This is a genomic window from Mucilaginibacter lutimaris, from assembly GCF_042676625.1.
In the GTDB taxonomy this organism is placed as follows: domain Bacteria; phylum Bacteroidota; class Bacteroidia; order Sphingobacteriales; family Sphingobacteriaceae; genus Mucilaginibacter; species Mucilaginibacter lutimaris.
In genome coordinates this window covers 118,391-140,066 of the sequence record NZ_JBHTIA010000007.1, presented here as the reverse complement: position 1 = coordinate 140,066, position 21,676 = coordinate 118,391, and the positions used below count along the sequence as shown (strand labels likewise).

Here is a 21,676-nt window from a genome sequence, read left to right as displayed (position 1 = left end):
TTACTACCTAAATGATCGGTCACAAATTTTTGCTTTAACTCAATAAGTAATCACGGAAAGTACGGATAAAGGAGTTGTAAAGTAGCCTTGTCCTTTTCTTCCTTGAAATATTTTTTGATTACTGCTTCAAATACCGGATCACTACCCGGCACAATTGAAAACAGCGTCATTGAAGAACGCAGCTTAAGGTCGCCCGGCTCGCCCATAATAGCCTTCGCGTTGCCGCCGGGCAAGTCTACCAGCGCCGTGCTGACTTCCACTAACATTGTCCCCAATATCGGATGAGGCAGTTATTCGGCCGCTTCGGGCAAACCGCTGATCGCATATAGCCTGGACATTCCGGTGCTCCCAAGGCCATCTATCTGCGGAAAGATAAATCACATCCAGTGGTTGCGCTTACGACCACATCGGATCTCAGCCAAGGAGGTCGCGTAATCTCTGGTTGGTGCATCCAGGAAACATCTCAGGTCATGCATGTATATTTCTTTCTTTAATAACCATCCTCGCCGCATTTTGATTGTCAGAAATTAAACCGCAAAGATTATTGTCAACCATAGGTTGTGACATCTGTATATGCCCGTTATATTTCAGCTATACCGGATTAGATTAAAGGTATCACCAAGACTACGGCCGACAAGAATTGCAATCAATTGGATAAACAGCATGATTAAAAACTCCAGCATCAGATTACCATAATTAATTGTTCACATCATACAAGTCCCGTCATTCCTGAAAATCCAACCTGACCGTCGATTAACCTGGGTAGTATTCCTTCTTTAAAAGTAAGGTTATCCGCTGAAAATGTGATATCGCCGAAGCAAAACGTCCCAGGCTCTACCTCATGCTCGAATTTCAGGCGCTTCCCTTCCTACGTTTAGTGATAAGTAATTTCTAGACCCCGTAAGGAAGGTGTTCCATCATCATAATTCACCAGCGGGCTGAAACGCTGACAAGCTTACCCAAGGCCAGCGCATCGGTTTTTAAGCCGGGAAAAACCTCGGGATTACAGATGACTCGAAAAACGCACAAAAGAGCTAAACAAGGCAATGAACGATTCTTGAATTAAAGAGCGGCGCTAGGTTTCCCTTCCATTGCTCCGACTAAACGCAATATTTGTGGTAATTGTATCTACCTTATTAATGCTAACAAGTACTTAGTGTATAAAACAAATTTGATTTAAAAAAATTTTAACCGGTAAATAATTGATTATTAGATATTTAAACTATGTGTTTATCTTACAATATGTACATTTAAAAATAATTCACTTTTAACATAGTGTATAAATACCATAGATTTGCCGGCAATCTACTATCAAATTTAACCAGTATGTCAACAGCTATTACGCTTGGTCAGTTTATTATAGAAAAGCAAGCCGACTTTCCCTATGCGAAAGGAGAACTATCCAGACTTCTCCGCGATATCGCTATAGCCGCTAAAATCATCAACCGGGAGGTCAATAAGGCCGGCTTGATGGATATCCTTGGCAATGCCGGCAGCAACAATATTCACAGCGAACCGCAGCAAAAGCTCGACGTGTTTGCAAATGAACAATTTATCTCTGCACTAAAGGCAGGCGGTGAATGCTGTATAGTTGCATCTGAAGAAAATGAAGATATTATTATAATCGATCCGCCCGACAGAAAACAAGGTAAATACATCGTCGCTATTGACCCGCTTGATGGCTCATCCAACATTGACGTGAATGTTCCGGTAGGCAGTATCTTTTCCATTATCAGGAAAAGTAACGATGTTGATCCTTGTGCGCTAAGCGATGTTCTCCAAAAAGGCCATATGCAGGTTGCTGCTGGCTATATCATTTACGGCTCCTCTACGATGCTGGTGTACACCACTGGCAAAGGGGTGAACGGATTCACGCTTGACCCTTCGATCGGCGAATTCTGTTTATCGCATCCGGATATGCACATCCCGGAGGATGGAAACATTTACTCCATCAATGAAGGCCATTACGTGAACTTTCCAAAAGGTGTTAAACAATATATTAAATACTGCCAGGAAGAACAGCACCCAACACGCCGGCCGTATATCTCCCGTTATATCGGTTCAATGGTAGCGGATATACACCGCAACCTGATCAAAGGGGGAATATTCATCTACCCTGCAACCGCCTCATCGCCTGAGGGTAAATTAAGGCTTGTTTATGAGTGTAACCCAATTGCGTTTATCATCGAACAGGCGGGCGGCCGGGCCAGTAACGGTCACGGGCGCATCCTTGACCTGGAAGTAAGCGGCCTTCATCAGCGCACAGCGGTTTTCATTGGCTCGATTAACATGGTCAGTCAAGTCGAGCGCTTCCTTAAGGAAGCGGCCGGCCTCGCTTCAATTGACAATTAAAATCAGGGCTAATATTGGGTGAAGAATTGGTCACCTGAATTATATAGTATTGCTTTAAGTCTATTGTTTATCAGCGTCAGTCAGCTATTTCATTTCAAGTCAATGACTACTCCGCCGCTTTCTTATTGGTTTTTAGCGGGGTGCAAAAACTGCATCAGGGCTGCAATTCAAGTTGAAGTTTTCCGGTGAAAAACCATACCGTTACTTTGTTCCAACAATAAAAATACGGACACAAATTAAACGGACGACCATGAACAATTTATTTGAAAACATCAGCTGGGAAAATTACCTTTTTTTTACCGGGACGCTTGGAATTGCAACCTATGCTTTGATTGGCTGGAAATATTACCGCAAGGAGATTACAAAAATCATTGGCCGCCTTTCCGGAATGCAGGCGGACAGCAAAGATATTCCTGCTGCCTTGCAATATCAAGCTCCGGAGTCTGCTGATAAAGCCATCCCTGACAGACCCACTTTTCCGGAAGAAATAATATGGAAGCCGGACAACTTTTCAGTTGAGGTTAGGGAACTGGCTAAAAGGTTACTCAGTTGCATCAACGAAGCGACAGGAAAACCCTACGATCCTTCAGCACTCATACCCCGACTCAAATATATCCTCAACGACTTCCCCGAAGTTGCGGCATCGCGTGAACGAGAAGACATCAACGCCTTCATCGTCCGCGAATGCGAAAATACCGGCACGGCACTGCTCAGCGACAGTGAAGTGGATAGGTGGTGGAGCGCTTAGCGCGCCGTGCCCTTCCCCGGCCCCGCGTCCAGCGGGGCCACTAAAGGGGATCACCTTAGCAATTACTGTTAACTGCCCCGGCCACGTGCTGTAGAGCCATCATCAAACCGGTAACGGTGGCAGCTCATTCCCACCCCTCCCGTGAAAACCGGGAGTGGGTCAGGGAAACCCTGGCCTTAAAAAACGAAAAGGCCAAAGCGAAAAAATTACGAACAACAAAACGATAAGTGAAAATGAAACAGTGTAACAGAACTTCGTGGGCTAAAGCCCTAAAAACATGCGCGCTGGCCGCTATCCTTGCCAGCATCAGTTTTATCGCATCCGCGCAGGACGGCAACGCCGGGATCCAGCAGGCTAACACCCAGGTCCGGAGTTATTTTGAAAGCGGCACCAACCTCATGTACGCCATCGGTGCCATCCTCGGCCTCATTGGTGCGGTGAAAGTCTATTCCAAGTGGAACGCCGGTGACCAGGACACCTCCAAGGTCGCCGCCGCCTGGTTCGGCTCCTGCATCTTCCTGGTCGTGGTTGCCACCATCATCAAATCCTTCTTCGGCCTGTAGACCCCACCCAAACCCTCCCCAAAAGGAGAGGGCTTAAACCCAAGCATTATGAAAACGCTACTCATCGGCAAGCTGCACAGCTATATGGTGCAGCACCATACCGACCTGCTCATCGCCCTGCAGGAAGACCACCGCCTCAGCCATTACCTGGGCAGCAAGGTCGATTCCATCAGCGGCCTCATCGAACAGCTTCAGCAGGAGAACCGCCCCGGCTATGTCATTGAAGCCCTTTGCCTGGAAGAACTCACGCGCGACCTCCGCCCGTCCCGCTTCAGCTGGATGCGTGAACTGCTCGAGGACGAATTCCCGCAGGAACACCGGCAAATGCAGCGCAGCGGCATCCTCACCTATGAACTGATCAACCTTACCGGGGCCTGTGAACCTGTGTTCGAGGTCTTCGGTTTCGGCGAAGACTATGAGGACCTGCCCGCATTGCGCGCCGCTATCACCGGCATGATCGCCGAATATCTTGACAATCAAACCCAGGAGAACTAAGTTATGGCCTTTCAAGCCCTTCAGACCCTTCGCGACAATATCGCTGCCATCCGCATCGCGCTGGCCTACCAACCCGGTAGCCCACTGAGTGAGGACGACATCGCAACCCTGCGCAGCTATGCCGGGTTTGGCGGCCTGAAAGCCATCCTGTTCCCCGCCGGCGACCGTAAGGAATGGGAAAAGCGTAACGCCTCCAAAGCCGACCTGCAGCTGTACCCCTCCATGATGGTACTGCACCAGCTGGTGCGCGACCACCACACCGCCCTGATTATTTCCCATAAAGCGATTTCAAAAACCATCCCTGAAAAAGGGAAATAAACAAAGACACATGAACAACAGCATCCACAGTATCAATAAAGGCATTAACAAAAGCATCGAGTTCCGGGGATTACGTGCCCAGTACATCTGGTATTTCGCCGGGCTGGTTCTCGGCCTGATGATCGTTTTCGCCGCGCTCTACATCCTGGGTACAGAATCGCTCATCTGCCTGACCGTGTGCGGATCCGCGGCCGCATTTGGCAGCATCAAGATTTTTGCGCTCAGCCGGAAGTATGGCGAATACGGTCTGATGAAGGCCATGGCCCGAAACCGCGTGCCGCGCGTGCTCAAATCCTATGGGCGGCGCTTTTTTCAGCAATTAAATTATAAGGAGAAATCGCATGACAAAGCTTAGAGAACCTGCCGTTTTCCAAATGGATAATATTAGCTTTTATGTCGACCTGGACAGGCAAACCCTGCGCCAGACCGATAACCCGGATAATGAAATATCCTTTATCCACCAGATGCAGGATATGGGCGACCATTATATGCTGGCCTGGGATGCTAAGACAAAAAATGCCGCCGCAAATTCGGAGGACGGAGAACCGCTGATCATTCCGCAATTATCACTGCTGGATCCTGAAGGGATGTCGGAGAAATACCGCATGTCCGTCTCCGAAATGGCCGGCAAGTCCGATTTCGAGATCATCGTTGACCAGGAAGCTTTAGCGGCAAGGCAGAATGGCATTTTACCGCAGATCGATATTGCCGGGGAGAAATTCATTTTCGACCTCCGTTTACAGGAGTTGCGCCATGTGGAATATTTCTTTCCGGTCATCAGCCTGAAGTCGCTTGACCTGACCGACGATGGCTGGCACTATGAGGCTTTTTACGAACCCATCATGAAACAGGTGGTACAGCTGGACCCTAAACTAACGGAATTCCCAGACGGCATCATCAAGATCAAAATGCCGAACGAGATTGGTCTGGACCCGGTCGGCACCGCCCGTATCTACGGAATGTCGGAACGAGAGCTGCTCCGTCGTCATCCTATCCAAAAGGAGCTGAAAGCCGAGGTCATTCCGCTCAGTGAAACCCAGGTACCGCGCTTGATCCGGCAAAATCGGGAGCAATTACAGCGTGAGCACGAGCAGATCACACGGAAAATGAAGCCAGGCAAAAGACCCAGATTTTAGACCTGCGCCCGAGCAAGGAAATACAAAGTGAAGAAGATATGTGAAATGGAAAAACAACTGAAAGATATATTACCCATACTTGGCATCGAGCAGGATGCCATCCTGTCCAAGCAGGGAGAATTTACGCTGGCCTTCCGCATCAGCCTGCCGGAAGTATTTACCCTGTCGGACGACGATTATGAAAACCTGCACCAGGCCTGGGTCAAAGCGATCCGCGTACTGCCCAAAGACAGCGTGCTGCATAAACAGGACTGGTTCCTGAAAAAAACGATTCAACCGGATAAAGCCGGTGGCAGTCCGAACTTCCTGGGCGAAGCCAGTGACCGCTATTTTACCGGGCGCGAATACCTAGCACATGACTGCCTTTTGTACCTGACCCGCAAACCAAAGGGGCGTAAACCATCCAGTTCCCTGTTTTCCAACCTGATCAGGCCCTGCTTGGTGCCCAAAGATATGCTTGGCGCACAAGCCATCAGGGAATTCCGCGACATCGCGACTCAGTTCAAAAGGTTGCTGGAAGATACCCGTCTCATATGCGTAACACAACTAACGGCCGCCGACCTGCAAAGCCAGCTGAAAACCACCGGGCTGATCGAACGCTATTGCTTCCTCGCTGAACAGGAAGGGCAGTCCTTATTCCAGGATATAATGATGGGAGAAACGCTGCGCATCGGCAGCCGGGAATTGGCGATCTATACGCTCGGCGATACCGAAAACCTGCCTGCCTATTGCGGCTCACGTCTGACCTACGAGGCCTATTCCACCGACCAGACCAAATTTCCCGTCAGCTTTGCGGGAAGGCTTGGCCTCTTGCTGAACGCCAGCCACGTGTACAACCAGTATATATTTATCGGGGACGCTCAGGCGACGCTCAAACAACTGGAAAAGAAAAGGCTGCGCCTGCAATCCCTTTCGGCCTACTCACGGGAAAATGCCATCGCGCTGGATGCCACCAATGATTTTCTGAACGAGGCCATCAGTCAGCAGCGCTTACCGGTCAAGGCGCATTTCAATGTCATGGTCTGGTCGAATGACCGCGAAGAACTGCTGGCCAAAGGCAATCAGGTCGTATCCGCGTTGGCCGCCATGGATGCTTCTGCCAAACCGGAAACCGATGGTGCCGCGCAAATCTGGTGGTCAGGCATTCCCGGCAATGCCGCAGACTTCCCCGCCAATGATACGTTTGATACATTCGCTGAACAGGCGGCCTGCTTCCTCAACCTGGAAAGCAATTACAAAACGGCCAAAGCAAACGAAGGCATCCGCTTTTGTGACCGGTTATCCGGCCGGCCGGTCTATGCCGATCTGTTTGATGCGCCGCGCCATGAAGGGATCACCTCTAACATGGGTACCCTGGTCTGCGGCACTTCCGGCGGCGGAAAGTCCATGACGGTGAACCATATCCTGCGTTCGCTGTATGACCAGGGTGCGCATTGCGTGACAGTGGATATCGGTGGCAGTTATCTGGGACTTTGCGATACCGTAAAAGGCTATTATTTCACGTACACCGAAACGGACCCGATCCGCTTCAATCCCTTCTACCTGGGTAAAGGCGAGGTGCTTGATACCGAGAAAAAAGAAAGTTTAAAGGCTTTACTGATTTCCCTTTGGAAAGGTGAAAACGAAACCTTCAACCGCGCGGAATATGTGGCCTTATCCAACGCCTTACAAGGGTACTACGAATATTTAGCGCAAAACACCCCGGTATTCCCCGCTTTCGATTCTTTCTACGAGTACCTTGAGCGCGACTACCGGGATGTGCTGAAAAGCCACCGGGTCAAGGAAAGTGCATTTGATATGGATAATTTCCTGTATGTGCTGCGCCCCTACTACAAGGGCGGCGAATTTGACTACCTGCTGAATGCACGGGAAAACCTGGACCTGCTCCAGCAGCCCTTCATCGTGTTCGAGCTGGATCAGATCAAGGATCATCCGATCCTTTTCCCGGTGGTGACGCTCATCATCATGGAACTGTTTATCTCCAAAATGCGCAAGCTGGCGGGTATCCGTAAGGTGCTGACAATTGACGAAGCCTGGAAAGCGATCGCTAAAAGCGGCATGGCCGAATTCCTGCGCTACGCTTTCAAGACCATCCGCAAGTTCAACGGGATTCCCATCGTGATCACGCAGGAACTGGAGGACCTGGTTTCCTCGCCGATCATCAAGGACGCCATCATCAATAATGCCGACATCAAGATCCTGATGGATATGCGCAAGTTCCAAGGCAAGTTTGATAAGCTGCAGGATACGCTGGGGCTGTCGGACAAAGGCAAGACCATTCTGCTTTCCGTCAACAAGGACAACCGCGAGATCTTCGTGGATATCGGCGGTCAGATCATGAAGGTTTACAGGAATGAGCTCTGCCCCGAAGAGTATTACGCCTTTACCACCGAAGGCCGGGAAAGAGTGAAAGTCCGGGAATATGCCCGTGAACACGGCAGTATCGAAGCAGGTATCACCGCGCTCGTCCGGGACAACCAGGCCCAATCATCAACCAAAGCATAAAAAAGGAGCTGAAATGAAAAAACAAATTATTACGCTATTGAGCTGCCTGCTGCTCGTTTTGTTTGCACCCCGTGCGCAGGCACAGATCCCGGTGGTCAGCTCATTTACCGGGTTGATCAAGAAAGTTATTGTTGCCATTGACCTGGGCGTCCAGCGTTTACAGAACAAAACGATCGCCCTGCAGAATGCCCAACAGCAGATCGAAAACACACTCCACCTGAACAGCCTGAAAGATATTTCCGGCTGGCTCGACAAGGAGCGAAACCTTTACGCTGATTACTACAACGAACTGGCACAGGTCAAGAAGCTGCTGGCAGATTATCAGATGGTGAAGGACATCATCACCAAACAGAAGCAGGTGCTTAGCGAATACCGGCGCGCCAGCGCGCTTTTCAACCGGGACGCGCACTTTTCTCCCGTCGAACTTCGCTACATGTCGACCATTTACGATGGCATCCTGCAGGAAAGCCTGCGCAACCTGGAAGCCGTCACGACAGTGATCACTTCCCTGACCACCCAGATGGATGATGCCGAACGCTGGCTGCGCATCGATCAGGCGGCCAAAGCGGTCCAGCTCAACCTCGACCATTTGCGCCAGTTCAACCGGCAAAATGCCCTGCTCAGCCTCTCACGTTCACGCGATGAGAATGAGCGCCGGGGTGTACAGCAGCTCTACGGCATCCGTCCCTGAATCATTAACCCAAACTATAGTTTATGAAGAAGTTTCAATTAGCACTGTGTATTTTTTCCCTCACCTGGATAGCTTTTCAGGCGCAGGCGCAATCCCTTTCCTTCAGCGACCTTTTCGGTCAGCAGGGCAAAAAGAAAAAACTAATGGCTGAACAGGTGAGCGGCATTTACACTTACCTGGCCGCGATCAAAGGCGGTTATAGTATCATGCAAAATGGTCTTGACCTGTCGCATGAGCTCAAAGGCGGCACCCTGGGCCTGCATACCAGCTATTACAATTCTCTGCAACAGGTCAATCCTGTGGTCAAACAGGAACCAAAAGGAAAGGCCATTGCTGATCTATACGGTGAACTGAGCAACCGTTTCAGCACCGAACTCAGCTGGCAGAAGAAACAGCGCGTTTTAAAAGCCAATGAACTGTCCTACCTGGAAAAAGTGAGCGATAACCTGATCCGGCTGGCGGGTAAAGACCTGGCCGAAACGAATGCCGTGCTGACGCCCGGCAAATTACAACTCACCGATCAGGAGCGGCTCGACCGGCTTGATAAGCTGTACGCCGCGATGAAGGAAAAAGCAGGGTTCGCGGCTTCCTTCACGGCTAAAAGCCGGGCACTCGCGCAAAACCGCCAGCGGGCCAAAGCAGAGAAAACACAGATCCAAAAACTTTATGGCATTCAATAGTATGAGAAAGCTCTTGTTAATTTTTACGCTGGCGCTGGCATTAAGCATTTCCGCGCCGCTCACCAGCCGTGCCCAGTCTGTGACCGACTGCATCGAGCAACTTATTCTGGACTACCAAAAGCTGACTGGTATGAAAAGCGTACTGTCTCAGATGTATGGCAGCTACCTAGTATTGGGCCAGGGCTATAATGCGGTGAAAAATGTATCCCAGGGTAACTTTTCGCTGCACCAGGTTTTTCTGGACGGCCTCCTACTGGTCAGTCCGTTCGTGCGCCAGTATCCGCGCGTCGCTGATATCGTCAGCCACCAGGCCACATTGTTCAGCGAGTACCGGAACGCCGCCCGTCATTTTAATAACAGCGGGCGTTTCTCACCGGATGAACTGCGGTACATTAGTGATGTTTACGGCAATCTACTGGACGCGAGCCTGAAAAACCTCGACAAGCTGGCGATGGTCATGGGCGACAGCAAACTGCGTATGAGCGATGCGGAACGGCTGGCGGTGATTGACCGCATTTACCTGGACAGCCGCAGCCAGCTGAGCTACCTGCGGAAATTCAATGACGAGGCAGGCAAAACGCTGCGCATCCGGCTGAAGTCCGCCGCTGAAAAACAAACACTCAATGGCCTTTACGGCATAACTCCTTAAACATGAAAAAGACACTATTTTTAACAGCGTTGCTGACGCTGTCGGCCGGGCTTTTGCCCCAACTGGCGCATGCCGAAGGTGTGGCGGACGACCTGCACAGTTTGCAGGGCGTACTGGCGCAGCTCTATCAGCAAATGCTGCCGCTGTGCCAGGGTATGATTGGCGTAGCACGCGCCATCGCCGGTTTCGCGGCGCTATGGTATATCGCTGCGCGCATCTGGAAACATATCGCTTCGGCAGAACCTGTGGATGTTTACCCGCTGCTGCGGCCTTTTGCCATGGGCATCTGTATTGCTGCCTTCCCGGCTGTACTTGGCCTCATGAACGGTGTGCTGCAGCCCGTCGTAACCGCAACCGAAAGTATGGTGTCCCGCTCGAATGCAGCCATCGCTTACCTTACCTCAAGGGAAGAAGCGGATGATCAACTGCCTGCAGTACAGCAAAACACTGACCCGGATCAATGGTACCAGTACAGTCACCCCGACGGCGGTAATGCCGACGGTTCATCGGGCAACCCGATCTCCGATGCCTTTTCCGGCTGGAGCATCAAGAATATGGCGCGCAAATGGATTGCTGAAGTACTCAACGTACTTTTCCAGGCGGCTGCCCTATGTCTCGATACCATCCGCACTTTCAAGCTGATCGTTCTGGCCATCCTCGGACCTTTATGTTTTGGCTTGTCTATCTTCGACGGCTTCCAGCATACTTTGAAGCAATGGCTAGCGCGCTATGTCAACGTATTTATGTGGTTGCCCATCGCCAATATCTTCGGGGCGATCATCGCCAGGATACAGGTGAACATGATCACCCTTGCGCAAAGCGGCCAATTGCAGGGCAATGAGTTCGGCAATACCAATACCGCTTACCTGATCTTTCTGGTTATCGGCATCCTCGGTTACTTCACCGTACCCAGTATTGCCAATTACATCATGAACGTCGGCGGTCATGCGCTGTTCAACAAAACCTCCGCGCTTGCCTCAATGGCGGTATCCTACCTCAGCGGCTCGGTCATGCAGAATATGTTCACCAACAATTCGCAGGTCAGCAGCCGGAACAGCAGCAGCACGCAAACACAACAAAACAACTTTATTACGGAAAAGCTGAAAGGCTCTCCCGGTAAATCGGAATAATCATGTTCAAAAAACTCAGAAACATTGAAACAGCTTTCCAGCACGTGCGCGCATTCACCATCGCCATCGTTGCCTGCGCTTTCCTGGCTGTCGGCTTTACCATCTATCAAAGCCACCGCCTGATCGCGACCATCCAAAGCCGGGTGTATATCCTCTTTAACGGCAAAGTCTTGGATGCCTTGGCGGCTGACCGCAGGGATAACGTCGCTGTCGAAGCCCGCGACCACATCAAGTCCTTTCACGAGCTTTTCTTTACGCTTTCCCCCGATGATAAAGCCAATCAGGCGAACGTCGGCAAAGCGCTCTACCTGGCAGACGAAACCGCCAAACGCGCCTATGATAACCTGAGTGAAAGCGGTTATTACGCCAATATCATCTCCGGCAACATCAGCCAGCAACTGCAGGTCGACAGCGTACAGGTGGATCTGAGGAGCTATCCTTACAGCTTCAAATGCTATGCGACCCAGAATATTGTCCGCAGCAGCAGTACCGTCACCCGCAGCCTGGTAACAGCTGGCGAGTTGCGAAACATCGAACGCAGTGACAATAACCCGCACGGCTTCCTCATCCAGCGCTGGTCAACCCTGGAGAACGCGGATATCAAAGTCGTTAACCGCTAAGCGAACTAATAACAATTATAGAAAAACAAATAATCCGATCATGGAAACAACCCTTCAACAACAACGCAATCGAAAAGCCCTACTGGTTTTACCGCTCGTGGTATTCGCCTTTACCACACTGCTGTTCCGCACCTTCGGCGGCGGTCAGGCCTATGCCGATCAAAAGGCCGGCAAAACAGCTACAGGCTTTAACACCCGTCTGCCCGATGCCCAATTCAAAGACGAACGCGGGCTCAACAAAATGAGCTTCTATGACCGCGCCGCCGCCGATTCAGCGAAATTCAGGCAAGCGCAGCAAACCGATCCTTACGCCAACCAGTCTGCTGATGCCACACCCGGACAGACCGCCAACCCCGCTGCTCTTTTTTCCCCTCACCAGCCCGGAGTCTTCACAGGCTCAGGTATCAGGGATGAAAACAGCCCGGCAGCGAAGGAGATGCAGCTTAACAAGCGATTGGCCGAACTACAAGCGGCACTTAATAAGCCCGCCACCCAACCAGCGGCCTATGCCAGGTTGAACAATGCAGGCAGCCCGCAAAGCAAAGCGGGTAATAATAATCAGTTGAATCTGCAAGCACCTGCGGAAGACCCTGAACTCAAACAAATGAACGGGCTACTGGAGAAATTGCTGGATGTCCAGCACCCGGAACGTGTCCGCGAGAAGATCAATAAAGCGGCGGAAGCAACGGCAGTAGCGGAAACCTTTAAGGCGATACCTGCTGTGATCGACGGCAGCCAAAAAATTGTGCAGGGAACGGTGATCCGGATGCGCCTGCTGGATAGTGTGCGCCTTAACGGTCAGTTGTTCAATAAAGGGCAGCTGATCTATGGCAGCGGCGATCTGTACAACCAGCGGGTAAAGGTCAACATTAAGCTTATCCATGTCGGTTTGAACATCATACCTGTGGATCTGACGGTTTATGACCGCACCGATGGTTTGGAAGGGATCAGCGTTCCCGAAGCAGTAACGGGCGATGCCCTGAAAGATGGTGCGGTCAACGGTATACAAACAATGGACATGATGACCATGGACCCATCGGTGACAGCACAACTGGCAACCGCAGGTCTCAACACGGCTAAGGGGCTTTTTTCCAAAAAGGTCAGGCGGGTGAAAGGAAAACTGAAGAACGGGCATGAGCTCCTGCTTCGGGATAACCTTCTGCTCAAAAAAATCAATCAGTAATTATTCACTTAAAATTAATCGATATGAATCAGTCAAGTTTTCAGTACAATCAGGACACGCTCAGGAACCTGGGCTTTGGTGAGGAGATAGCAAAAGAGTTGCACACGAAAATGGATCAGCACCTGTCTGAATTCACGTTAAACCACAAACGCCAGTTTGGGAAGGATGTGGTGGAATCGGTGTTGCATTTTTCAAAAGGTGATGATCTGCAAAAAGACATTACTTTTTTTAACCGCTTTGATGCGACGTTGAAAAAAGAAGGCATGGAGAATCTGACCCAATCCTTCTATATCGGGCAAAAGTTTAACTATACTTTGCAGGAACGCTATAACATGATGGACGGACGTGCAGCCTACCGCGAACAACCCAAAATGATCCCGGAGGAACAACCGGATGGTAAAGTTAAAATGGTGCCTACGGGTGAAACTTATTTTGCGTGGCGATCGCTGAATTTCAAGGAAGCGGATGCTTACGGCAATTTTAATCCGAAGGTCGTGTTCTGGGATCACGAAAAGGAATTGCAAAAATACCCGATCAAGAACATTGATGAAAAATACGATCGCGCCCGCATCATCCGCCCGCTGGAAAAAGGCAACCGGGTAACGGTTACACTGGTGCGTGATGGACAGGAAACACAGGCGCAGGTAGTGGCCAATCCACGCATGATGCGTCTGGACTTTTACGATGACAAAGGCCAGAGCCTGGTCGTTCGTCAGGTGGAGAAACAGGCCGTTAGTCAAAGTCAGAAGGCGGACATGACACCACAGGAAGTGCAAAAGGCGGCGATTGCCCGTGCCGCGGAGCAGAAACAGGAGAACAAACCTGTTCAAGGTCAGTCAGCAGCCAGCGAAGCAGGAAACAAACAAAATCAGGGTAACCGCCGCAGACAAGGCGTTAATATCTAGCCAATGGACCATGCCAGCCCACTATCGGTATTCTTTGATGCGGTAAGAAAAGACCCGCGAATCTGTGTTACACATATTGGCCTGTTTGCCACCCTGGTGGCCTATTGGCAGGCCAATGGCTACCCTAGTCCGATATATGCTTACGCGCGCGAGATCATGCCAATGGCTAAAATTCTTGCTAACACAACGTATCACCGATGTATCCGGGATCTTCATGATTTCGGGTACATTCTTTACGAGCCGTCCTACAAGCGCAATGAACGTAGCAAGATCTTTTTAAAAGTTTGATAAGGTGCATGGTCCTTATCGAATGGAATTGAACAAATTAACAACGAGATATGAATGTGGATTTGGTGACAAGTGAGGATTTGCAGCAATTCAAGAATGACTTGCTGAAGGAAATCGGGGATATGATGGGTCAGCCACCAGGTAAAGAAAAGCAATGGATAAAGGGTTGTGATGTAAGAAAGCTGCTCGGTATCTCTAACGGGACGCTACAAAATTTAAGACTCAACGGAACACTTCCCTTTACGAAAATCGGCGGCACGATGTATTACCGCAATTCGGTCATTCAAAATCTTTTGGAGGGGAAAGTATGAGTGGCCGATCTAAAGTCATGAGCCATTATGTATTTCTTTGCCGGCAGATGGAACGTGTTAGTGAGGACGGTGAACTACTCGCCTCACATGTAAGCTTGTTTACAAGTCTTCTAGTATGCTGGCAAAAATCCGGATTTGATTTCCCATTCAATGTCTCGCGAAGGATGTTGATGGCTTGCAGCAGGATTAGTTCAATCTCGACCTACCATCGATGTATCAAAAAATTGGTTATCTCCGGCTACATCCGGTACCAGCCCTCCTATCATCCTGCACAAGGTAGCCAGGTCTGGTTGCTTGGAACGATTGAATGACGAGAAAATAAGGTAGCCGAGAACGCATTTCGCCCGATACTTTTGAAAGGAGCACAAAATTAATTTTGTGCTCCTTTGATTTTTAATCAGGCGGTTATATCGGCTAATTTGTCTTTAAGTACTTGCATATCATTGCTGACCTTAAAGTCCAGCACTTTTGCATAGTGTTGCGTTTGCTTCAGATTTTTATGGCCTAACATCTTGGCTACAGATTCTATTGGAACGCCGTTACTCAAAGTAATCGTCGTTGCAAAAGTGTGTCGGGAAATGTGAAAAGTAAGAGTTTTTTTGATTCCGCAGGTGTCGGCAATTTCCTTCAGGTAGGCGTTCATTTTTTGATTGGACAAAATGGGCAGCACGGTTCCTTTTGCCTGGCAAACCGGATGGTTTTCATACTTCTTAATGAGCGCAAGCGGGAATGGAAGCAATGGAATTCTGGTGGCACTATCAGTTTTTTGACGCCTGGTATCAATCCATTGTTGCCGGTCAAATCCGATGATGATTTCAGATCGCTGCAATTTCTGCACGTCGGCATATGCAAGTCCTGTGTAACAGCTGAACAGGAATATGTCTCTTACAACAGCTAACCGGTCAGTTGGAAACTCCTTTTTCGCTATTTTTGTGAGTTCCGTTTCTGTCAGGAAGGGTCTTACGTTCTCTCTCCTAGCCAGACTAAATTCTGCAAAGGGATCGTAGGCTAACCATTTACGCTTTACACAAAGCAACACAATCTTTTTAAAATAAGTCAGGTATTTTATCGTCGAATTGTGCTGGCATTTCCGCACCGTCTTAAACCAAAAGGCGAAGCGTTCGATGAACTCATAATCAAGCTTTTGAATGCTTAAATCCTCCTCTTTATACTGCCACTTAATAAATCTTTGAGTGTGCAGCAACGTGCGTTCAAAAAGGTCAAGTGTACCTGCCGAGTATTCGTCCGGAACGAGCGCTTTGATACTTTGATTATGTTCTTCGAATATTTTAAGGACATATTTATTCTCGTCTACACCAAAAAGCAAGTTCTTAATTCCGATTGCCGATACTTCTTTGTTGGCATCGATCAGCTTTCTTCTGGCCTCGTGGACTTTGTGAGAAAGTATGTCAATAAAGCTATTGAGCGCTTTTGAGTCGTCTTTGGCGCCGGAAGCCCTGCCTTTCCGCGGGTCCCATCGCGCGGGATCCCATTTCCTTTTAGTGGAGATTTCAGATGGCACGCCATCTACTGTAATTCTTACATAAACGGTCATCGGGCCGTCTTTGTGATTCTTTGGCTGCTTTAGGAAAAATAATATTCCCAAACTTTTCTCTAACATAATACTGCTATTAAAGGGTTAACAAATGTCGAAAAGCAGTTATTATGAATCAAGATGTTCGATTTTAGAACATGCTGTATTACAGCGATTTACATCACTTTCAGTGCGTCTTTTTTACGTATAGGGGTGACTACACGAATGACGCACTTTCGTATTGTGTTTTTTTGCATGTTTTGTGTAGTATAAAGAACAAAAAAGCCGCTAAATCATGCGATTTAGCGGCTTTTTGCGTGTTTAACTTGGATTTCAGCGGTGAGGGAGGGATTCGAACCCTCGGTACAGTTTCCCGTACGTCAGTTTAGCAAACTGATCCTTTCGGCCTCTCAGGCACCTCACCGGTTGTTTTCAATAAATAATTTCCCTTTTTTCAGGGATTGCAAATATAGTAATTAGGTTAAGCTGACAAAAAAATAAATCAGATTTTTAATAATCTATTCTCACGTGGTAAATACTCATCAGCATCCGCTTAAATATCTGCTTAATAGTTTCCAGATCCTTTAAAGTTATGTTACTGTCATTCAATTGGTTTTGGTCGAGTTTGTATTTCACAATACGGTCAACCAGTATGCTGATAGATTCCTCGTCGGGTTCTTTTAAAGAGCGCGAAGCGGCCTCAACAGAGTCGGCAAGCATCAAAACTCCGGCTTCTTTGGAGAATGGAATAGGCCCGGGATAGCGGAAAATGTTCTCGTTAATGAATTTTTCGGGGAAATTTTTCAAGAAAGACTGGTAAAAATAATCCACCCGGGTGTTTCCGTGGTGGGTGCGGATAAAGTCGATCACGATCTCGGGCAGGTTGGCTTTGCGGGCCATTTCTATCCCCTTGCTTACATGGCGTATGATGATCTGCGCGCTCTCCTCATAAGGCAGCTTATCATGCGGGTTAAAGCCCGAGCTTTGGTTCTCAATAAAAAACAGCGGGTTTTGGATCTTACCAATATCATGATATAGCGCCCCTGCCCTAACCAGTAATGCGTTGCCACCAATGGCAAATATGGCATTCTCGGCCAGGTTGGCTACCTGTAGCGAGTGTTGAAAAGTACCCGGCGCACTAAAGGCCATTTCGCGCAATAATGGCGCATTGGTATTGGTTAGTTCTATTAACGTAATATCTGATGTAATAGCAAAAACCTTTTCAAACAAATATATTAACGGATAAGCAAGCAAGGTAAGCAGTACACTCACGGCAAAAGGAATAAAATCTACCCAGTCGATAGTAGTGAATGTACCTTCGCGCACTAATGATATACCCAGGAAAGATACAAAGTAGGTAAATGTTATAATGAGTGCCGAAATAAGAAACTGCTCTCTACGTATAAGATTTTTGATGCTATAAATAGAAACCATACCCGCGGTTATCTCATAAAATGCAAATTCAAAACTATTGGGTACAAAAAAACCGGCTATCATTACTACCAACAGGTGAATATTTAAAGCCAAACGGGTATCAAACAGTATCCTGATAATTATTGGTACAATACAATAAGGTATGTAATAAAAGTTGGGTAACTGTAACTTAATAGCTAACGACAGCGTTGCCAGCATAGCGGTGATCACTAAAAGTATTAAACTCACCAAGCGGTTATCGTCATATATATCCCTGCGAAACAGGTAAAGGAACACCATTAACAAAGTGATGGTAATACCTACCAGCAAAAATTGCCCCAGCAGCACCAGGCTATGGTTACCATTTGTGCGGGCATTATCTTCAAACGCTTTTTTGTACGATGCCAGCTTTTGATAAGCCTCATCATTTATAACCGATCCTTTAGCGATGATCACATCGCCCTTTTGCACCATACCACGGGTTATGGATAGGTTTTCTGTTACCTCTTTCTCTAACCGGGCGGTTAATTTGGCATCAAAGGTAAGATTGGTTTGCAGTCGGTCTTGTACCAAGTTCAGCAAAAAAGCTTTATCAAGCGAGGGTAGCTTACTTATTTCAAAATCGCAGTAAGCAATGGCCCGTTCGCGGGTAAAAAGTTCTGATGTGTTTTTATCTATAGCTACGTTAGCACTTAATATGGTAACAGGGTAGTTTTTACCGGCTGTTTGATACTTGGGGTTAAGCTTTAAAATACCTTTATCATATGCGGCTTTAAGAAGGTTATACCCTGTTTGCAGGTAGGTGTTTTTTAGCTTATCGTTTAACCCTGCGTTATGCCATTTTACTTCAAGGTCGCTTTTAAACCCCTCCTGCTGCTGCAGGCTCATCTCATCATCCTTTTGGTAAATGGGGGTAACAGAAGCAAGCGCGGCCTTCTGGTCAGCCTCAATTTCCGGATCCGTTTTCAGGATGGCAAAGTTGTAGGGCGATATCAGGTCCTTTTGGTTCCAAATACGGCTCTTTTCAAATTCGTAACCAAATTTGGCTTGTTTGGGCAAAGCGTATACAATTATAGTAACGCAAACCAGCATCATAAAAAACTTAACATTCAGAGCGTATTTACGCAGTAATGCCTTTTGCCGGGACGATGATAGTTTTGCCATAGCGCGTGTTAATCCAATCAAAAATAATATAAGTTTCGGTTATCTGTTATTTTTCTTGCTTTTGTAGAAACAAAGTTGATATCTTTATGATATCATTTTAAAATCTAACAATATCATGCAAAACGAAAAAATCACCACAGCACCATCAGGCTACTTAGCCTTCTTTTTAGTACTTCTGCTTATAGCGGCGGCGGCGGTATCCTTCATTTGGGAGCAGCCCATTATAGGCGCTGTTATATGTATAGTAAACTTTGTTTTTATATTGCCCGGATTAACAATAGTAAACCCCAACGAATCTAAAGTGCTTACCTTATTTGGTAAATACCAGGGCACCGTAAAACAAGACGGCTTTTTTTGGGTGAACCCTTTCACGGTAAAAAAGAAGGTTTCGTTAAAAGCGTATAACCTTAACGGGCAACAATTAAAGGTTAACGATAGCGTGGGTAACCCTATAGAAATTGCCGCCGTTATTGTTTGGCAAATAAAAGATACCGCCAAAGCCGTTTTCGCGGTTGAGAATTACCTGCAGTATGTAAACATCCAAAGCGAAGCCGCAGTTCGCCACCTGGCAAACTCTTTCCCTTACGACCATATAGAGGATGAGAACGCAAGCATTACCCTACGCGGGGGATCTGAACAGGTTGGCCTTTTGTTGGTACAAGAACTTAACGAGCGCCTTGAACGTGCCGGTATAGAAGTATTGGAAGCACGCATCTCGCACCTGGCCTACGCCCCCGAGATTGCCCACGCGATGTTGCAGCGCCAGCAAGCATCGGCTATTATATCTGCCCGCCGTTTAATTGTTGAAGGCGCAGTAGGAATGGTTGAAATGGCCCTGCAAAAAATGGAAGAAAAGAACATTATTGAATTGGATGAAGAACGCAAAGCCGCTATGGTGAGCAACCTGCTGGTTGTACTTTGTGGCGATAAAGCCGTTAACCCGATTGTTAACACAGGTACATTATACCATTAACAGATGAGTAACGATCAAAGAGATTTTGCCCAGGCCAAAACTAATGAACTTTACATCATTAAGGACGGTTGGTTTAAGCCCGAGTATCAGCTAACCGACGGACAATTTGTTTATGCAAAACTTAGCTACCGCTCAAATTTTAAGCGGGATGCCGTAATTGAGCTTCCTCAACAAATCTGGACCATTAAACGTAAGGGCTGGTTCAACCGTACGCTGTTTATTAATAAGGGGGAAGATGAAATAATTGGCACCATCATCCCCGAAACCTGGAAGCGCGATTTTAACCTGGAGTTTGAAAATGGCTTTACAGCTACGTATCTGTATAAAAAACTGTTTTCTAAATCACTTACGCTCACTAATGATACTCTTGGCGACATCCTGCACATTACCCAAAAGGCATTCAGCGTTAAACAACCGTTCACGGTAACTATCGATCTGGTTACAAAGCCAAGTGATATACCTGCGTTACCCTTGTTAATTATGGTTGGGCTACACGTTGTATTGTCGCGACAAAGGCAGGCCGCTGCAGCACATTAATAATTATGGCAGAGAAAAAAGCTTTTATATTAAGGATAAACCCCGATGTACTCAAAGAGATAGAAACCTGGGGTGCTGATGAATTCCGCAGCACTAACGGGCAGATAGAATATTTGCTGCAGGAGGCTCTTAAAGCCCGTAAAAAAGCATCCCGCAAAAAGAAAGATTCAGAATAGAAATGCTATGCATGCATAATATTTTCCATTTCTGTCGTTACTATTCAAAGTAAAATTTAAATTTGCTGCACCATTATAACAAAACGCATTTTTCTTATGAAAGAAGTATATATCGTATCGGCCACCCGTACCCCTATTGGCAGTTTTGGCGGCAGCTTGTCATCATTATCGGCAACAAAATTAGGCGCTGTGGTTATCAAATCGGCAGTTGAAAAAGCGGGTTTGCAACCTGGCGATATACAGGAAGTTTACATGGGTAATGTATTATCAGCCAATTTAGGCCAGGCACCTGCAACACAGGCCGCGATATTCGCAGGCTTGCCTTATTTACCTGCTACTACGGTAAATAAAGTATGTGCATCTGGCATGAAGGCTATTATGCTGGCAGCCCAAAGCATTGCCAACGGCGATAACGATATTGTACTCGCAGGCGGTATGGAAAGCATGAGCAACGTGCCCTATTACCTTGATAAAGCACGAAACGGCTACCGTTTAGGAAACGGGCAAATTACCGACGGCCTTGTTAAAGACGGCCTTTGGGATGTATATAACGATTACCACATGGGTTCGGCAGCGGAACTTTGCGCGGTAGACTGTAACATTACCCGCGAGGAGCAGGATGCCTTTGCAATTGAATCGTATAAACGCGCGCAGTCATCACAAGCCGCGGGAAAATTCAAGAATGAGATAACCCCTGTTGAGCTGAAAGATAAGAAGGGCGAAGTAACTTTATTCAGCAATGATGAAGAACCGGCGACTGTAAAGTTTGATAAGATACCAACCCTTAAACCGGTATTTAAAAAAGATGGTACGGTGACTGCCGCAAACGCATCAACACTAAATGATGGCGCGGCAGCATTAGTTTTGATGAGCAAAGAAAAGGCTGAAGCTATGGGTATAAAACCTTTGGCCAAAATTGTGTCGTTTGCCGATGCGCAACAAGCACCCGAATATTTTACCACTGCACCTGCCAAGGCATTGCCTTTAGCATTACATAAAGCGGGGATTGAAGCCGCTGAGGTGGATTTCTTTGAGATAAATGAGGCGTTCTCTGTGGTATCTTTGGCTAATAACAAGATCCTGAAGCTCGACCCTGCAAAGGTTAACGTTAATGGTGGCGCGGTTGCAATTGGTCACCCGCTGGGTGCATCCGGCGCTCGCATAATTGTTACGCTGATACATGTACTTCAACAAAACGGAGGCAAAATTGGCGCGGCAGGTATTTGCAATGGTGGTGGCGGCGCAAGCGCGATGGTTATCCAAAACCTGTCTTAAAACGGATATTTCTTTTTTTAATAATTTAGC

At 47.8% G+C, this 21,676-nt stretch carries 23 protein-coding genes, 1 tRNA gene and 1 pseudogene; 21 read left to right on the top strand and 4 right to left on the bottom strand.

Features of this window, described 5'->3' with window-relative positions; genetic code table 11:
• Positions 1–50: 50 nt before the first annotated feature.
• Positions 51–476: pseudogene (locus ACFQZI_RS11170) on the bottom strand (DUF1810 domain-containing protein).
• Positions 477–1,326: 850 nt separating this feature from the next.
• Between ACFQZI_RS11170 and fbp the strand changes: the two are divergent.
• From fbp to ACFQZI_RS11085, 17 genes are all read left to right on the top strand, one after another.
• A complete protein-coding gene (gene fbp / locus ACFQZI_RS11165) occupies positions 1,327–2,352 on the top strand; it encodes a class 1 fructose-bisphosphatase (protein ID WP_377142529.1) in 1,026 nt (341 codons plus the stop codon).
• A 250-nt stretch (positions 2,353–2,602) separates the two neighbouring features.
• On the top strand, positions 2,603–3,100 hold the full coding sequence (locus ACFQZI_RS11160; protein ID WP_377142527.1) for a hypothetical protein: 498 nt from the start codon (positions 2,603–2,605) through the stop codon (positions 3,098–3,100).
• 233 nt (positions 3,101–3,333) lie between these two features.
• A complete protein-coding gene (locus ACFQZI_RS11155) occupies positions 3,334–3,663 on the top strand; it encodes a DUF4134 domain-containing protein (RefSeq protein WP_377142525.1) in 330 nt (109 codons plus the stop codon).
• Positions 3,664–3,711: 48 nt separating this feature from the next.
• Positions 3,712–4,158 carry a DUF1896 family protein gene (locus ACFQZI_RS11150; protein WP_377142523.1) on the top strand — a complete coding sequence of 149 codons (447 nt, stop codon included), beginning with the start codon at positions 3,712–3,714 and terminating at the stop codon, positions 4,156–4,158.
• A 3-nt stretch (positions 4,159–4,161) separates the two neighbouring features.
• On the top strand, positions 4,162–4,476 hold the full coding sequence (locus tag ACFQZI_RS11145) for a hypothetical protein (RefSeq protein ID WP_377142521.1): 315 nt from the start codon (positions 4,162–4,164) through the stop codon (positions 4,474–4,476).
• A 10-nt stretch (positions 4,477–4,486) separates the two neighbouring features.
• Positions 4,487–4,831 carry a DUF4133 domain-containing protein gene (locus ACFQZI_RS11140; RefSeq protein ID WP_377142519.1) on the top strand — a complete coding sequence of 115 codons (345 nt, stop codon included), beginning with the start codon at positions 4,487–4,489 and terminating at the stop codon, positions 4,829–4,831.
• Positions 4,818–5,612: a hypothetical protein gene (locus tag ACFQZI_RS11135; protein WP_377142517.1), complete on the top strand. Its 795-nt coding sequence runs from the start codon at positions 4,818–4,820 to the stop codon at positions 5,610–5,612. Before ACFQZI_RS11140 ends, ACFQZI_RS11135 begins: the two co-directional genes overlap by 14 nt.
• A 45-nt stretch (positions 5,613–5,657) precedes the next feature.
• A complete protein-coding gene (locus tag ACFQZI_RS11130) occupies positions 5,658–8,117 on the top strand; it encodes a TraG family conjugative transposon ATPase (RefSeq protein ID WP_377142515.1) in 2,460 nt (819 codons plus the stop codon).
• Positions 8,118–8,130: 13 nt separating this feature from the next.
• Positions 8,131–8,808 carry a conjugal transfer protein TraI gene (locus ACFQZI_RS11125; RefSeq protein ID WP_377142513.1) on the top strand — a complete coding sequence of 226 codons (678 nt, stop codon included), beginning with the start codon at positions 8,131–8,133 and terminating at the stop codon, positions 8,806–8,808.
• Positions 8,809–8,831: 23 nt separating this feature from the next.
• Positions 8,832–9,488 carry a hypothetical protein gene (locus tag ACFQZI_RS11120; protein ID WP_377142511.1) on the top strand — a complete coding sequence of 219 codons (657 nt, stop codon included), beginning with the start codon at positions 8,832–8,834 and terminating at the stop codon, positions 9,486–9,488.
• 1 nt (position 9,489) lies between these two features.
• A complete protein-coding gene (locus ACFQZI_RS11115; protein ID WP_377142509.1) occupies positions 9,490–10,137 on the top strand; it encodes a TerB family tellurite resistance protein in 648 nt (215 codons plus the stop codon).
• Positions 10,138–10,139: 2 nt separating this feature from the next.
• Entirely contained in the window at positions 10,140–11,267 is a 1,128-nt protein-coding gene (gene traJ / locus ACFQZI_RS11110) for a conjugative transposon protein TraJ (protein ID WP_377142507.1), read from the top strand.
• A gap of 2 nt (positions 11,268–11,269) precedes the next feature.
• A complete protein-coding gene (gene traK / locus ACFQZI_RS11105) occupies positions 11,270–11,887 on the top strand; it encodes a conjugative transposon protein TraK (RefSeq protein ID WP_377142505.1) in 618 nt (205 codons plus the stop codon).
• 40 nt (positions 11,888–11,927) lie between these two features.
• Positions 11,928–13,070 (top strand): conjugative transposon protein TraM, encoded by a 1,143-nt coding sequence (locus ACFQZI_RS11100; RefSeq protein ID WP_377142503.1) that lies wholly within the window; start codon positions 11,928–11,930, stop codon positions 13,068–13,070.
• A gap of 23 nt (positions 13,071–13,093) precedes the next feature.
• Positions 13,094–13,975, top strand: a complete 882-nt coding sequence (locus tag ACFQZI_RS11095) for a hypothetical protein (RefSeq protein WP_377142501.1) — start codon at positions 13,094–13,096, stop codon at positions 13,973–13,975.
• Positions 13,976–13,978: 3 nt separating this feature from the next.
• Complete coding sequence (locus ACFQZI_RS11090; RefSeq protein ID WP_377142499.1) at positions 13,979–14,263, top strand: hypothetical protein; 285 nt, start codon at positions 13,979–13,981, stop codon at positions 14,261–14,263.
• A gap of 50 nt (positions 14,264–14,313) precedes the next feature.
• Entirely contained in the window at positions 14,314–14,574 is a 261-nt protein-coding gene (locus tag ACFQZI_RS11085) for a helix-turn-helix domain-containing protein (RefSeq protein ID WP_377142497.1), read from the top strand.
• 397 nt (positions 14,575–14,971) lie between these two features.
• Here the strand turns inward: ACFQZI_RS11085 and ACFQZI_RS11080 are convergent, their stop codons facing one another.
• From ACFQZI_RS11080 to ACFQZI_RS11070, 3 genes are all read right to left on the bottom strand, one after another.
• A complete protein-coding gene (locus tag ACFQZI_RS11080; RefSeq protein WP_377142495.1) occupies positions 14,972–16,195 on the bottom strand; it encodes a site-specific integrase in 1,224 nt (407 codons plus the stop codon).
• Between the two features lie 250 nt (positions 16,196–16,445).
• A tRNA-Ser gene (locus tag ACFQZI_RS11075) sits at positions 16,446–16,532 on the bottom strand.
• A gap of 86 nt (positions 16,533–16,618) precedes the next feature.
• Positions 16,619–18,685: an HD family phosphohydrolase gene (locus ACFQZI_RS11070; RefSeq protein ID WP_377142493.1), complete on the bottom strand. Its 2,067-nt coding sequence runs from the start codon at positions 18,683–18,685 to the stop codon at positions 16,619–16,621.
• Between the two features lie 115 nt (positions 18,686–18,800).
• On the opposite strand from ACFQZI_RS11070, the gene ACFQZI_RS11065 reads away from it, so the two are divergent.
• The 4 genes from ACFQZI_RS11065 (at position 18,801) to ACFQZI_RS11050 (ending at position 21,646) form a co-directional block, all read left to right on the top strand.
• Positions 18,801–19,658, top strand: a complete 858-nt coding sequence (locus ACFQZI_RS11065) for an SPFH domain-containing protein (RefSeq protein WP_377142491.1) — start codon at positions 18,801–18,803, stop codon at positions 19,656–19,658.
• Between the two features lie 3 nt (positions 19,659–19,661).
• On the top strand, positions 19,662–20,195 hold the full coding sequence (locus ACFQZI_RS11060; protein WP_377142489.1) for a hypothetical protein: 534 nt from the start codon (positions 19,662–19,664) through the stop codon (positions 20,193–20,195).
• Positions 20,196–20,200: 5 nt separating this feature from the next.
• Positions 20,201–20,371, top strand: coding sequence for an Arc family DNA binding domain-containing protein (locus tag ACFQZI_RS11055; protein ID WP_377142487.1), 171 nt, complete (start codon positions 20,201–20,203; stop codon positions 20,369–20,371).
• A gap of 96 nt (positions 20,372–20,467) precedes the next feature.
• A complete protein-coding gene (locus ACFQZI_RS11050; RefSeq protein WP_377142485.1) occupies positions 20,468–21,646 on the top strand; it encodes an acetyl-CoA C-acyltransferase in 1,179 nt (392 codons plus the stop codon).
• The last annotated feature ends 30 nt before the right edge of the window (positions 21,647–21,676 follow it).